Here is a 13,264-nt window from a genome sequence, read left to right on the forward strand (position 1 = left end):
ACTGCACTCGGTAGGGTGTGGGAGAGTAGGACACCGCCGAACAATTTTTTGCAGAGGGTCGGTCACGAGCACTGGAAAGTGTTTGTGACCGGCCCTTTGCCCATTGTTGATGCTTTTTGTGGTGGGCGGTGCGCTCACCCTCGGCGTACGGTTGAGTTGTTGCGCGGGCCGGCAGCCGGTGATCGTGCGCAGCTGAATCTTTGGAGAGTGGGTGCGCCCCGGTGGCGAACGACGACGATGTTGAGCCGCGTAAGGCAGGCGGGAATCCGCGCCGCGCGGGTCGATGGTCACGCGCGACCGGATCGGGCTCGGATCAGTCCGGCGCGTCCAGCACTCCGGTCGGCCGAGACGGATCGACATCGCGACCGGACGATCGGCGACCAGAACGTCGTCCGTCGGGCGACGGCGCCTCCACGGAGTCCAGCCGTCGGTCGGGCGGGTCGGAGCGTGCTCCGAGGGCCAGGCGATCCGGTGACGATCGCCCAGGGCAAAAGAGGCGCGATGACCGTCCGCGCGGTGGCGAGTCCGGCTCCGGTGCTCGTGGCCGCAGCGGTGACGATCGAGGACGGCCCGGCGACGACCGTCGGTCCGGGTCGTGGCAGCGCAGTGGCGACCGTCCGAACGTTGCCCGTGGTCGGCGCGACGACGAGAGGCGTGGTGCGGGGAGCGGACGCGGCTTTCGCGATGAGCGGCGGGGTGGCCGTCCGTCCGATCGTCCGTCGGGAAGTCGTGACGGCCGGCGCGAAGCGCGGCGTGATGACCGCGGAGATCGCCCGGTTCGGCGTGACCAGTCGCAGGGCCAGCGCGGGCCACGCTCGTGGGACCGCTCGTCGCCGTCACACCGGTCCACACGCGATACCCGCGTCGAGCCGCCGCTGCCCGAAGACATCACGGGCAAGGAGCTGGACCGCTCGGTGTGGCGCGAGATGCGGACCCTCACCAAGGAGAACGCGCAAGGCGTAGCCAAGCATCTGGTGGCTGCGGCAACCCTCCTGGAGGAGGACCCCGACCTGGCGCTGGCACACGCGGAGCACGCTGCTCGGCGGGCCGGCCGCGTCGCGGCAGTCCGGGAGGCGCTCGGCCTGGTGCACTACCGCCGGGGTGAGTTCACCGATGCCATCCGGGAGTTCCGGACGGCCAAACGCCTGTCGGGCTCGAACCATCTGCTGCCCTACCTCGTCGACTGCGAGCGTGGGTTGGGACGTTACGAGCGTGCCCTGGATCTGGCTGTTTCTCCGGAAGCCCGGACATTGGACGAGTCCGACAACATCGAGCTGGCGATCGTCGTCTCCGGCGTCCGACGCGACCTCGGGCAGCCGGAAGCAGCACAAATGGTGCTGCGCATTCCTGCACTGGAGCGTGCGACGCGGCAGCCGTGGGCGGCGCGGCTGTTCTACGCGTATGCCGAGGCGCTGCTCGCCGGCGGGGTTGAGGACCGAGCACGCGAGTGGTTCGCGAAGGCCGTCGACGCCGACGCCGACGGGCAGACCGATGCAGCAGAGCGGATCGCCGAATTGGACGGTCTGGTCTTCATCGACGCCCTCGAGGACGACGGCGCCGATCAAGGTGCGGCTGGTGAGGCTGCAGCCGATCAGGGGGCAGTCGACGAGGGTGCAATGACACCCGATGGCCGGACGGACAGCGTTCAGTCGGTTGAGACGTCGTCGAACGGGCTGGGCGGCACGGAGTCGACACCGACGGATGATGGCCCGGCCGCTGTGCCCGAGACCGAGCACGCAGCGGGAGCGTCAGACACTGCGTCAGACGATGCATCCGGTCTGTCCGGGCAGGAGCGGTTCACTCCCGGCCCGCTGGCATTCAACGACGGGACCGAGAGCAACGGCGGGTCGCCCAGAGACACCCCCTGACTGTCCCGTCCGGCCGCGGTGTCGAGCACTGGCGCCGCGCAATGTCCACATCCCCTGTCCGACCGATCGGTCATCCACAGGCGTGGGCAGCAGGCTCGCCGTGCACCGTCTGGCATCGGATCATGAATGCGAACACCTGTTCCCATTCATGAGGAGGCGTGATGTCCACGCAGACCAAAGATGCCCGGCCGACCAAGGCCGCCGGCCAGAGCTCCGAGCACCCGCACGACAGCATCAACGAAGTGCGCCTGGTGGGACGACTCAGCGCCCCGCCCGTGGTCAAGCACCTGCCGAGCGGTGCGGAAGTCGTCCAGCTGCGCGTCGTGGTCGACCGACCCGCGGACAGGACGAAGCACGGCGGATCCTCGACGCGCTCACCAAAGGTCGACACGATCGACATCGCCTGCTGGTCCGCGCGCACCCGCCGTCGGGCCATGAGCTGTGCGGGCACCGAAGTTGTCGAGGTCTCCGGAGCACTGCGACGTCGGTTCTGGCGCGGGCCGACTGGTGTGTCCAGCCGATACGAGGTGGAGACAACAGCCTTGTCCGTCGTCAAGCGAGCGGCACAACGGTGAGACTGTCGAGCAAGGATGTCGGCCCCGTGGGCAAGATGGTGGCATGGCACAGACTTCTTCGACGCAAGGTCCTGCGCGCGACGGATCAGCCTCGCAGCAAGAGCACCAGACCGCATCGCGCAGCGACCGTCAGCCCCTGGTGGCGGCATACCCGGGCCTGGTGTGCGACTTGGACGGCGTGGTCTACCGAGGCGCCTCAGCAGTTCCACATGCTGTTTCCGAGCTGACCGCAGCCCGGGAGCACGGGGCTCGTCTCGTCTTCGCGACGAACAACGCTTCGCGACCCCCTGCCGTGGTCGGGGACATCCTGCGTGGTCACGGGCTGACACTCGAGGATCGGGATGTGCTGACCAGCTCATTGGCCGGGGCGCGGCACCTGGCCGAGCAACTCCCGGAGGGTGCGGCGGTGCTGGCCGTCGGTGGGCCCGGTGTCGCCGATGCGCTGGAGTCGGTCGGACTGCGGCCGGTTAGTGCACAGGACGCGCCGGAGGCAGATCTCGCCGCGGTCCTGCAGGGCTACGGGGCAGACGTCACCGCAACTGCGCTCGGCGAGGCGGCATACGCAATCCAGGCGGGTGCGCAGTGGGTCGCCACCAACGACGACCTCACGCTGCCGACCGACCGCGGCGTGGCTCCCGGCAACGGCTCGCTGGTCGCTGCCGTCCGACTGGCGGTGCAGACCGATCCCACCGTGGTGGGCAAACCCGGGCCGCTCCTCTACGAGCTGGCCACGCAACAACTCGGGACCACGGTGGAGTCCACCCTCGGCATCGGTGATCGTCTGGAGACCGACACCGCGGGCGCCCATGCAGCCGGCATGGATGCCCTGCACGTGCTGACCGGCGTGCACGGACCGGCCGACCTGGTGCGTGCACCGCGTGAGTTGCGACCGCGCTACATCGGCGTCGACCTGCGGGTGCTGAGTGAGCCTTACGCCGAGCCGGAACAAGCGGGCGACGGTCGCTGGATGGCGGACGGCTGGACCGGGACTCTCGTCGGAGAGGGCGGATCCGCCCGGATCAGCTACGAATCCAGTGCGGACTCGGCAGACGAGATCAGCTGGATCGGTCAGTTGCGGTTGGCCCTGAAGGTGCTCTGGGGAGCCCTCGATCAAGGACTGGTGACGGAGGACGAAGCCGTGGCCGCGCTGCCTTCGCAGCAGTAGCCTGGCCGGAGGCGTGCCGATCACGTCGCCACCAAGCTCGGTCCGGTGGTTGTCCAGCGAGACTCTGGAGGAGACAGCGACATGGCGATCAACAATGTCCGAACGGCCCTGCAACTACTGAGCGGAGCGGGCGAGGTGACGCGCGCGAAGGCGCTGGAGGCTGCGGGCACGCTGCTGGAGCTGCCGGGTGTGGGCGAGACGTCGGCACGCGCGAGTCAGCTGGCCGAAGAACTCATCGACGCTGCGGCGGCAAACCAGGCGATGGTCAGCGAGCTCGTCCGCACCGAGGTCGACGGCCGCTTGGCGGCGCTGGGACTCGCGCGCAGCAGCGACCTGTCCTCGGCGCAGCGCAAGATCGAGGCGCTCGAACGCGAGGTTGCCCAGCTTCGGGAGAAGGTCGCCGCGGGTGACGGGGCAGCTGCAGCCGCATCGGCCGGGTCCGGCTCGACCAGCAGGTCCGTGAGCAAGAGGTCCGCCGGCACGAAGAACACGAAGACCACCACGGCGAAGCGGGCCGCGAAGAAGACTTCGGCCACGAAGGCGGCAACCAAGGCACCTGCGAAGACCGCAGCGAAGAAGACGACCGTCAAGAAGACGACACCGGCGAAGAAGGCGGCGACAAAATCCACCGCCAAGTCCACCAGCAAGACTGCCGCCAAGAAGACGTCCTCGCGGACGTCATAATGAACGACGTGACAGACAACCCGGAGCAGACCGCGCCACCGGCAACCCCGTCGGATGCCCGGCAGGGCGATCCTGCTCCTGCTCCCGGGGCAAGCGACGGACGATTCCCGAGCACCGGTGACTCGCGGGTCGACCATGCGTTGGCGCAGCTGCCGGACCCTCGTGCGCACCATGATTCGGCGGATGCCGCAGAATTGGGCGGCCCAGGGCTGGATGGCCGAGAACAGGTCGCCGCTGAGGACGACACAGCAGAGCAAGACACAGCGAGCGGACTGGACCTTCCTGATCCGGCACTGTTGGACGCACACCTGGCCGACGTCACCTCCGTGCACCGGCAGCTGCAGCAGCGTCTGTCGGACCTGTCGAGCTGATCCGTGCGCGCGGACGCGGCCCTGGTCGAACGCGGACTTGCCAGGTCGCGGGCGGTCGCCCGCGAGCTCATCGCGGCCGGTCGGGTGACCGCGGATGGTCGCACGGTGGCGAAGCCATCGGCGTCTGTCGAAGCCACCGGGCTGGCGGTGACCGGAGAGGTCGACCAGTGGGTCGGCCGGGCGGCATACAAGCTGCTGCGCGCACTGCAGGCGTTCCCGGTGACCGTCGACGGCACCCGGTGCATCGACGTCGGCGCCTCGACCGGAGGTTTCACCCAGGTGTTGCTGCACCACGGCGCCCGCGAGGTGGTCGCGCTCGACGTCGGCCACGAGCAGCTCGCCGAGCCGGTGCGCAGTGACACCCGGGTGGTGGAGCTGTCCGGCACCAACATCCGCGACACATCGCCCGAGGACCTCGGGGGAGCAGCCGACATCGTCGTCGCCGACCTCAGTTTCATCTCGCTGCGGCTGGTCCTGGACCGCCTCGCTGCGCTGACCGGTCCTTCCGGAGACCTGATCACGCTGGTCAAGCCGCAGTTCGAGGTCGGCCGGGAGCGGCTGGCGCGCACCGGCGTGGTGTCCTCCCCGCACGAACGGCACCGGGTCCTGTGCGACATCGTCACGCTGCTGCCCGAGGCCGGCCTGCACGTCTTCGGCCTGACCACCAGCCCCATCGCAGGTGGCACGGGCAACACGGAGTACCTGCTGTGGGCGCGGCATACGCCGACGGGCAGGATGAGTGATGTGGACGTGCACACGACGCTGGAGCAGCTACTGACCGACGAACTCAGAGAAGCACGCGCATGACCCGGCGCGTTCTCCTGGTCGGCCACCCCGGCCGGCCGGAAGCACTCGAGGTCGCTGCCCAGCTCGTGCACGGGCTGACCGTCAACGACATCGAGGTCATCGGCCAGACCGATGAGCTCGAGGCCTTCGGCATCTTGCACGCTGACGGCGTGACGGGATACGACGTGCCGCAACCGGACGGAGCCGAGGTCGCGATCGTCGTCGGCGGTGACGGCACGATCCTGCGCGGTGCGGAGGTCGTCCGCGACTCCGGCGTGCCGCTGCTCGGCATCAACCTCGGGCACGTCGGTTTCCTCGCGGAGGCCGAGCCGGACGACATACACCACACCGTCCGGCAGATCATCGATCGTGACTGGCGGGTTGAAGAACGCGAGACGCTCGAGGTCGAGGCGTCCCTCGGCGGCACGTCGCTCTGGACCAACTGGGCGCTCAACGAAGCGTCGGTCGAGAAAGCCGCTCGCGAGCGCATGCTCGAGGTCACCCTGGCGATCGACGAGCGTCCCCTGTCGACGTGGGGATGCGACGGTGTCGTGATGGCGACGCCGACCGGCTCGACGGCATACGCCTTCTCCGCCGGCGGTCCGATCGTCTGGCCGGGTGTGCCGGCGACCTTGGTCGTGCCGATCTCGGCGCACGCACTCTTCGCCAGGCCGCTCGTGCTCAGCCATGACGTGCACATCGCGATCGACCTGCGCGACACCACGGACGCACAGGCCGTGCTCTGGTGTGACGGCCGCCGGTCGTTCGACGTGCCGCGCGGGGCCCGCATCGAGGTCCGACGCTCCGAGCGGCCGGTGCGGCTGGCCCGGCTGACCGACGCACCGTTCACCGACCGGCTGGTGGCGAAGTTCGACCTGTCCGTCTCCGGTTGGCGCGGCGCAGGCCGAGCGCAGCACTGACAGCCCCCGCGAAGTACCGGAGGAGCGTGTCGGGGTCCCCGCGAAGTATCGGAGGAGCGGAGCGGGGGAGAGCTTCGTGGGGTGAACTAGGCTGCCGACGTGCTGCGCGAACTACGGATCCAGGGCCTGGGTGTCATCGACGACGCACTCCTCGACCTGTCGCCGGGGCTGAACGTCGTCACCGGTGAAACCGGTGCCGGCAAGACGATGGTCGTGCAAGGTCTCGGCCTCCTGCTCGGTGGCCGCAGCGACGCCGGTCTCGTGCGGGGCGGTGCGGACAAGGCGTTCGTCGAAGGCATCGTGGGGCTTGCGGGGGACCACCCGGCCGTGCTTCGTGCGAAGGAAGCCGGCGCCGAGGTGGACGAGGAGCTGATCCTCGCGCGCACCGTGTCCGGGCAAGGCCGCTCCCGTGCCCACGTCGGTGGCCGCAGCACGCCGGTGGGTGTGCTCAGCGAACTCGGCGAGTCCCTCGTCGCGGTGCACGGCCAGGCCGACCAATGGCGACTGCAACGCCCCGAGCAACACCGCATCATGCTCGACGACTTCGGCGGGAAGCCTGTCGCCACGGCACTGACGGCCTACCGCACCCTGCACCAGGACTGGCAGGACACCCGCCGTGAGCTGGCCGACCTGACCGAGCGCGGTCGTGAGCGGGCGCAGCGACTGGACCTGCTCACCGCTGCGCTGGAAGACATCGAGCGGGTCGACCCGACCCCTGGTGAGGACGTCGAGCTGGCCGCGGAGTCCGAGCGGCTGACCCACGCCGACGGGCTTCGCGAAGGAGCCGGCGCGGCGCACGATCTGCTGGCCGGTGACGAGGAGAACGACGACCAGCCGCACGTCATCGACCTGGTTGCGCGCGCCCGTCAGGCACTCGCCGGACTCGTCGACCACGACTCCGAACTGGCCGGGCTGGATGGCCGGTTGCGCGAGCTCGGTGTGCTTGCCGCGGACATCGCCGGCGACCTCGCGTCATACCTCGCGGACCTGGAGATCGACCCCGCGCGGCTCGAGCAGGTGCAACAGCGCCGGGCCGAGCTGACCGCCCTGCTGCGCAAGTATGGCGACAGCATCGACGACGTGCTGGTGTGGAGCAAGGGCGCTGCAGCGGAGGCCGCGGAACTGGCCGGCTCCGACGACCGGATCGAGACGCTGCGGGCCGCGCTCGCTGAGCTCGAGCCACGCTTGGACACGGCCGCGCAGAAACTCACCAAAGCCCGTGCCGGTGCTGCGAAGAAACTGCAGAAGGCGGTGACCGGGGAGCTGGCGCACCTGGCCATGGGCTCGGCCAAGCTGACCGTGCAGGTGACCAGCGATCCCGCGCACCGCACACCGCACGGTGTCGACGAGGTCGAGATCCTGCTGGCCGCGAACGCCGGAGCGACCCCGCGCAGTGTCGCGAAGGCGGCCTCCGGGGGTGAGCTCTCGCGGGTGATGCTGGCGCTGGAGGTCGTGACCGCGACGGGCACCGTGCCCACCTTCGTCTTCGACGAGGTCGACGCCGGTGTCGGTGGCTCAGCCGCGCTCGACATCGGCGCTCGTCTGGCCCGGCTCGCCCGGCACGCTCAGGTCATCGTTGTCACGCACCTGGCGCAGGTGGCGGCATACGCCGATCGGCAGCTGGTGGTGCACAAGTCCAGCGACGGCCACATCACGGCCAGCGGCGTGACCGTGGTCGAGGGTGCGGATCGGCTCACGGAGCTGGCGCGCATGCTCGGCGGCGTGAGTGACAGCGCCGCCGCCCGGCAGCACGCCCAGGAGTTGCTGGACGGGGCCGAGCGGGCGCGGCAGGAGGACTGAACCGACCAGCCCGACCACCCGGTGGTCGGGCTGGTCGGCTCAGCCACGCTGCTCGAGCGTGCTACTCGGTCGTCGTGGGCTTGCCGTCGGCTCCGACGGTCATCGCCTCCGGGTCGTAGTCCCGGTGCTCGACCAGCACGATCCAGTTGCCGGAGTTGTCGCGCATCAGTGCTTCGACGCCGTAGGGGCGCTCGGCCGGCTCCTGCAGGAACGTCACGCCCTTGGCGCTGAGTTCTTCGTAGGTCTTGCGGCAGTCGTCGACGGTGACACCGATGCCCGGCATGGCGCCGGAGTCCAGTGCTCGATTGATGGCGTCGACGAGGTCGTCCTGCAGCGGCGGGCCCGCTGTCGTCAGGTGCAGGTGCAGCTCCGGCTGATTGGGATGACGCACCGTCAGCCAGCGGAAATCCTCCGCAAGCCGGATGTCGTCGCCCGTCTCGAAACCGAGCGTGTCGGTGTAGAAAGCGAGTGATTCGTCCTGGTCCTTGACCCAGACGCTGACCAATGATGTTTCGGTGATTGCCATGCCCGCAACGCTAGGAGCGGTCCTGGGTGGATGGCTTCTCCCCGCTTGCGGAGGTTTCGGCCAACCCCCACATGAACACGAAGCACCCCGGAATGCGCGGCGCGCCCTGCTCGGCGTAGCGCTGTGCGAAGGCAGTCGGGGTCTCCCCGACGATCTCGCGGAAGCGTGCACTGAACGAGCCGAGGCTGCTGAAGCCGACGGCGTGGCAGACCTCCGTCACGGTGAGGTTCATGGGCATCCAGCATGACGCAACACGCCGACGGATGCTGGCGCGGCGGCGTCATACATGCGGAAAAGACTGTGAAAACGTCGGATTCGAGTGCTGTGTCGAAGCAATCCGGTGTGATGGATGCACGCGTGGTCGGAGGACCGGCGCGCGTGCCGTAGACTGAGAGCCCGTGGTGGAGCAGACGAAACATATCTTCGTGACCGGAGGCGTTGCCTCTTCGCTCGGCAAGGGGCTGACGGCCTCGAGCCTCGGACATCTACTCCGCGCTCGCGGCCTGCGGGTGACGATGCAGAAGCTGGATCCCTACATCAATGTGGATCCCGGCACGATGAATCCCTTCCAGCACGGCGAGGTCTTCGTCACCGAGGACGGCGCCGAGACCGACCTGGACATCGGGCACTACGAGCGCTTCCTGGACGTCAACCTGGCCGGTGACGCCAATGTCACGACCGGCAAGGTCTACAGCGAGGTCATCGCCAAGGAGCGCCGCGGCGAATACCTCGGCGACACGGTGCAGGTCATCCCGCACATCACCAACGAGATCAAGGCGCAGATGCGCGCCCAGGCGGCGCCCGACGTCGACATGATCATCACCGAGATCGGCGGCACCGTGGGCGACATCGAGTCGCTGCCGTTCCTCGAGGCCGCGCGTCAGGTGCGCCAGGACGTCGGCCGTGACAGCGTCTTCTTCCTGCACGTCTCGCTGGTGCCCTACCTCGCACCCAGCGGTGAGCTGAAGACCAAGCCCACCCAGCACTCGGTGGCCGCGCTGCGGCAGGTCGGCATCCAACCGGACGCGCTGGTGCTGCGGGCCGACCGCGAGCTGCCCGACGGCATCAAGGACAAGATCGCCCGCATGTGCGACGTCGACCAGGAAGCCGTCGCCGCGTGCGTCGACGCACCGAGCATCTACGACATCCCGAAGGTGCTGCACACCGAGGGCATCGACGCGTATGTCGTCCGCCGGCTCGGGTTGCCCTTCCGGGACGTCGACTGGCACGACTGGGACCGGTTGCTGGAGCGGGTGCACGAGCCCGAGCACCGCGTCGAGGTCGCACTGGTCGGCAAATACATCGACCTGCCCGACGCCTACCTGTCGGTGACCGAAGCGATGCGCTCCGGCGGTTTCCACCACGACGCGAAGGTCGTCATCCGCTGGGTGGCCAGCGACGACTGCGCCACCCCTGCCGGTGCGGCCAAGGCGCTCGGTGGGGTCGACGCCGTGTTGGTGCCCGGAGGGTTCGGTGTCCGTGGCATCGAGGGCAAGCTCGGTGCCTTGCAGTGGGCCCGTGAGCACCAGGTGCCGACCCTCGGCATCTGCCTCGGACTGCAGTGCATGGTCATCGAATACGCCCGCAACGTCGCCGGCATCGACGGCGCGTCGTCGAGCGAGTTCGACCCCGACACCGCCGCGCCCGTCATCGCCACGATGGAGGAGCAGAAGGCGTATGTCGAGGGCGCGGGCGACCTCGGCGGCACGATGCGACTGGGCGCCTACCCGGCGCGACTGGCCGAGGGCAGCGTCGTCGCGGAGGCCTACGGCGCGACGGAGGTGTCCGAACGACACCGGCACCGTTACGAAGTCAACAACGCCTACCGCGCCCAGCTGGAGAAGGCCGGCCTGACCTTCAGCGGTCTGTCACCGGACGGCCAACTCGTGGAATTCGCCGAGCTGCCGCGTGACGTGCACCCCTACTACGTCTCCACCCAGGCGCACCCGGAGTTCCTGTCCCGGCCCAACCGGGCGCACCCGCTCTTCGCCGGACTGATCGGTGCGGCGATCGACCAGCAGCGCGCCAGCCGCCTTGTCGAGGTGGAGCGGCCGAAGTCCGAAACACCTGCGGCACAGTAGTTTTCGCGAGAGGACACGATGAGTTCAGTGGATGACCGCCTGGGGGAGCCGATCGCCGACCGGCTCGATCCGCAGACCGTGACGTCGTCGACGACGGTCTATGAGGGACGTGTCTGGGATGTCGTGTCCGAGGACGTGCGCCTGGACAGCGGCGCGCAGGTGACACGGGACTTCGTGCGTCATACCGGTGCAGTTGCCGTGGTGCCGATGCGAGGCGACGCGCGCGCCGAGGAAGTGCTGATGATCCAGCAGTACCGCCACCCGGTTGGCGCGTTCGACTGGGAGGTGCCTGCCGGCCTGCTCGACAAGCCGGGTGAGGACCCGCGCGATGCCGCCGCCCGTGAGCTGCGGGAGGAGGTCGACCTGGACGCGACCACCTGGCACGTGCTGGTCGACCTGTTCACCTCACCCGGGGCGCTGTCGGAGAACCTGCGTGTCTTCCTGGCACGGGATGTGCACCCCGCGGTGGCGCACGGGTTCGTCCGCGAGGGCGAGGAAGCCGGTATGCCGACCGGCTGGATCAGCCTGGATGACGCGGTCGACGCGGTGCTTTCCGGGCGAGTGCACAACGGCATTGCCGTCTCCGGCATACTCGCAGCACACGTTGGGCGGCAACGGGATTGGCAGACGTTGCGCGCGGCGGACACGCCGTGGCCGGAGCATCCGGCATACCGATGAGTCGCGGGCCGTCACAGCGCAGCGCTGTCGAACCCTTCCACGTGATGGAGGTCGTTCGCGCCGCTGCTGCGCGGCAGCGCAGCCACGGCGACATGATCCTGCTGTGTGTGGGACAACCGTCGACGCCGGCGCCGCGGGCAGCCCTGGACGCGGTGCACTCGGTCCTGGAGACAGAGTCCCTCGGTTACACCGAGGGAGACGGGATTCCGTTGCTGCGCGAGACGATCGCGGCACACTACCGGTCGACCTACGACGCGGGCGTCGCGCCGGAGGAAGTGCTGATCAGCACGGGGTCGTCGGGTGGATTCAGCACGATCCTGCTGGCGGCATTCGACCCCGGAGCACGCGTGGCGATGGCACGGCCTGGCTACCCGGCATACCGAAACACGCTGCAGGCGTTGGGCATTCAAGCCGTTGAGATGGACTGCGGGCCCAACACCCGCTTCCAGCTCACAGTGGACCACCTGGCGGGTGCGCACGCCGTCGCACCGCTGGACGGGGTGATCGTGGCGAGCCCGGCCAACCCGACGGGCACCATCATCGAACCCGACGAGCTGGCGGCGATCGCGCAGTGGTGCGACGCCCACGACGTGCTGTTGATCTCCGATGAGATCTACCACGGCATCGCCTACGGCGGCCCTGCACAGACGGTGCGCCGCTTCAGCCGGGAGGCGGTCGTGCTGGGCTCGATGAGCAAGTTCTGGTCAATGACCGGATGGCGGGTGGGCTGGAACCTCCTGCCGGAGTCGTTGCGTCGACCGGTCGACGTGCTGCAGACCAACCTGGCGATCTGTGCCCCGGCGGTCTCGCAACACGCTGCGGTTGCTGCGTTTTCGCCGGAAGCAACTGCGGAGCTGACTCGCCACGTCGAACGGTATGCCGTGAACCGCGACCTGCTGCTGCGCCGTCTGCCGGAGCTGGGGATCTCGTCGTTCGCGCCGCCGGACGGCGCGTTCTACGCCTATTGCGACGTGTCCCACCTCACCGACGACACGACCCGATGGTGCGCCGACGTGCTGGACCGCACGGGTGTCGCCATCGCGCCGGGCATCGACTTCGACCCGGTGAACGGGCATCACTTCATTCGACTCAGCTTCTGCGGCGCGACCGACGCACTGGACGAGGCGATCGATCGCCTCGTGGCGATGGTCGAGTAGGACCCGGGCATGACCGAGGCGGCTGCGAGAGTGGTGCTGCTCAACGGCCCATCCAGCGCCGGGAAGTCCTCACTGGCAACCGCTTTCGCCGCGATGCAGCCGACACCGTGGCACTACCTGCCGGTCGATCTGGTGCACGCGGCCCGGTCCCGACCCGAGGCGATGGCTCAGGTGCCGGGGGATGGACCGCAGTGGCAGGAGATCTTCCGCCGCAGTCGAGCCGGCTACCACCGGATGCTCGCGGGTATGGCGTCGGCCGGCAACGACGTGGTCGGAGACCATGTGCTGAACGAGCCGTGGCGCATCACCGATCTGTTGCGCGTCCTTGACGGCATACCGACGGTGCTGGTGCATGTGACCGCCTCGCTCGAGGAGCTCGAGCGCCGGGAACAGGCACGCGGCGACCGAGTCGTCGGCACTGCTCGCGCGCAGGCCGAGATCGTCTTCGCGCACGGCGACTGCGATATGTGGGTGGACACGACCGAGCTGACCAGTGAAGCGGCGGCTGTCCGGGTTGCTGCGCTGGTCGATTCCTGGCCGGCCAGAACGGCCTTCGACAGAATGCGGGCTCGGTGAGCTCGGGCCAGCTCGACGCGTCCGTGATTGACCGGCATACCTCCGCATTGAGCGGCGTACCGAAATGCACGAATTCG

14 protein-coding genes are annotated in these 13,264 nt (G+C 68.8%); 12 read left to right on the forward strand and 2 right to left on the reverse strand.

The features are described 5' to 3' along the window. The first annotated feature begins 926 nt into the window (after window positions 1-926). The 8 genes from ACSZL9_RS18875 (at window position 927) to recN (ending at window position 8,169) form a co-directional block, all read left to right on the forward strand. Entirely contained in the window at window positions 927-1,868 is a 942-nt protein-coding gene (locus ACSZL9_RS18875) for a tetratricopeptide repeat protein (protein WP_446667073.1), read from the forward strand. 161 nt (window positions 1,869-2,029) lie between these two features. Then, entirely contained in the window at window positions 2,030-2,443 is a 414-nt protein-coding gene (locus ACSZL9_RS18880; protein ID WP_446667074.1) for a single-stranded DNA-binding protein, read from the forward strand. Window positions 2,444-2,486: 43 nt separating this feature from the next. Next, the gene (locus ACSZL9_RS18885; protein WP_446667075.1) at window positions 2,487-3,608 is read left to right on the forward strand and encodes an HAD-IIA family hydrolase; all 1,122 of its coding nucleotides are present in this window, start codon (window positions 2,487-2,489) and stop codon (window positions 3,606-3,608) included. Window positions 3,609-3,689: 81 nt separating this feature from the next. After that, window positions 3,690-4,292 carry a hypothetical protein gene (locus tag ACSZL9_RS18890; protein WP_446667076.1) on the forward strand — a complete coding sequence of 201 codons (603 nt, stop codon included), beginning with the start codon at window positions 3,690-3,692 and terminating at the stop codon, window positions 4,290-4,292. An 8-nt stretch (window positions 4,293-4,300) separates the two neighbouring features. After that, window positions 4,301-4,663 carry a hypothetical protein gene (locus tag ACSZL9_RS18895; RefSeq protein ID WP_446667077.1) on the forward strand — a complete coding sequence of 121 codons (363 nt, stop codon included), beginning with the start codon at window positions 4,301-4,303 and terminating at the stop codon, window positions 4,661-4,663. Between the two features lie 3 nt (window positions 4,664-4,666). Next, on the forward strand, window positions 4,667-5,470 hold the full coding sequence (locus ACSZL9_RS18900) for a TlyA family RNA methyltransferase (RefSeq protein WP_446667078.1): 804 nt from the start codon (window positions 4,667-4,669) through the stop codon (window positions 5,468-5,470). Continuing rightward, window positions 5,467-6,369, forward strand: a complete 903-nt coding sequence (locus ACSZL9_RS18905; RefSeq protein ID WP_446667079.1) for an NAD kinase — start codon at window positions 5,467-5,469, stop codon at window positions 6,367-6,369. The genes ACSZL9_RS18900 and ACSZL9_RS18905 overlap by 4 nt, the downstream gene beginning before the upstream one ends. A 99-nt stretch (window positions 6,370-6,468) precedes the next feature. After that, window positions 6,469-8,169 (forward strand): DNA repair protein RecN, encoded by a 1,701-nt coding sequence (recN, locus tag ACSZL9_RS18910; protein WP_446667080.1) that lies wholly within the window; start codon window positions 6,469-6,471, stop codon window positions 8,167-8,169. A gap of 61 nt (window positions 8,170-8,230) precedes the next feature. Here recN and ACSZL9_RS18915 read toward each other — a convergent pair whose 3' ends face one another. Both ACSZL9_RS18915 and ACSZL9_RS18920 read right to left on the reverse strand, forming a co-directional pair. Beyond that, window positions 8,231-8,695 (reverse strand): VOC family protein, encoded by a 465-nt coding sequence (locus tag ACSZL9_RS18915; protein WP_446667081.1) that lies wholly within the window; start codon window positions 8,693-8,695, stop codon window positions 8,231-8,233. Window positions 8,696-8,705: 10 nt separating this feature from the next. Continuing rightward, window positions 8,706-8,927 carry a helix-turn-helix domain-containing protein gene (locus ACSZL9_RS18920; RefSeq protein WP_446667082.1) on the reverse strand — a complete coding sequence of 74 codons (222 nt, stop codon included), beginning with the start codon at window positions 8,925-8,927 and terminating at the stop codon, window positions 8,706-8,708. Between the two features lie 166 nt (window positions 8,928-9,093). Between ACSZL9_RS18920 and ACSZL9_RS18925 the strand changes: the two genes are divergently transcribed. The 4 genes from ACSZL9_RS18925 to ACSZL9_RS18940 are packed head-to-tail and all read left to right on the forward strand — an operon-like array spanning window position 9,094 to window position 13,187. Then, window positions 9,094-10,776 carry a CTP synthase gene (locus tag ACSZL9_RS18925; protein WP_446667083.1) on the forward strand — a complete coding sequence of 561 codons (1,683 nt, stop codon included), beginning with the start codon at window positions 9,094-9,096 and terminating at the stop codon, window positions 10,774-10,776. Window positions 10,777-10,794: 18 nt separating this feature from the next. Further along, the gene (locus ACSZL9_RS18930; RefSeq protein ID WP_446667084.1) at window positions 10,795-11,454 is read left to right on the forward strand and encodes an NUDIX domain-containing protein; all 660 of its coding nucleotides are present in this window, start codon (window positions 10,795-10,797) and stop codon (window positions 11,452-11,454) included. After that, window positions 11,427-12,611: an aminotransferase class I/II-fold pyridoxal phosphate-dependent enzyme gene (locus ACSZL9_RS18935; protein ID WP_446667085.1), complete on the forward strand. Its 1,185-nt coding sequence runs from the start codon at window positions 11,427-11,429 to the stop codon at window positions 12,609-12,611. Before ACSZL9_RS18930 ends, ACSZL9_RS18935 begins: the two co-directional genes overlap by 28 nt. A 9-nt stretch (window positions 12,612-12,620) precedes the next feature. Next, on the forward strand, window positions 12,621-13,187 hold the full coding sequence (locus ACSZL9_RS18940) for a chloramphenicol phosphotransferase CPT family protein (RefSeq protein ID WP_446667086.1): 567 nt from the start codon (window positions 12,621-12,623) through the stop codon (window positions 13,185-13,187). The last annotated feature ends 77 nt before the right edge of the window (window positions 13,188-13,264 follow it).

This window comes from Flexivirga sp. B27 (assembly GCF_052905685.1).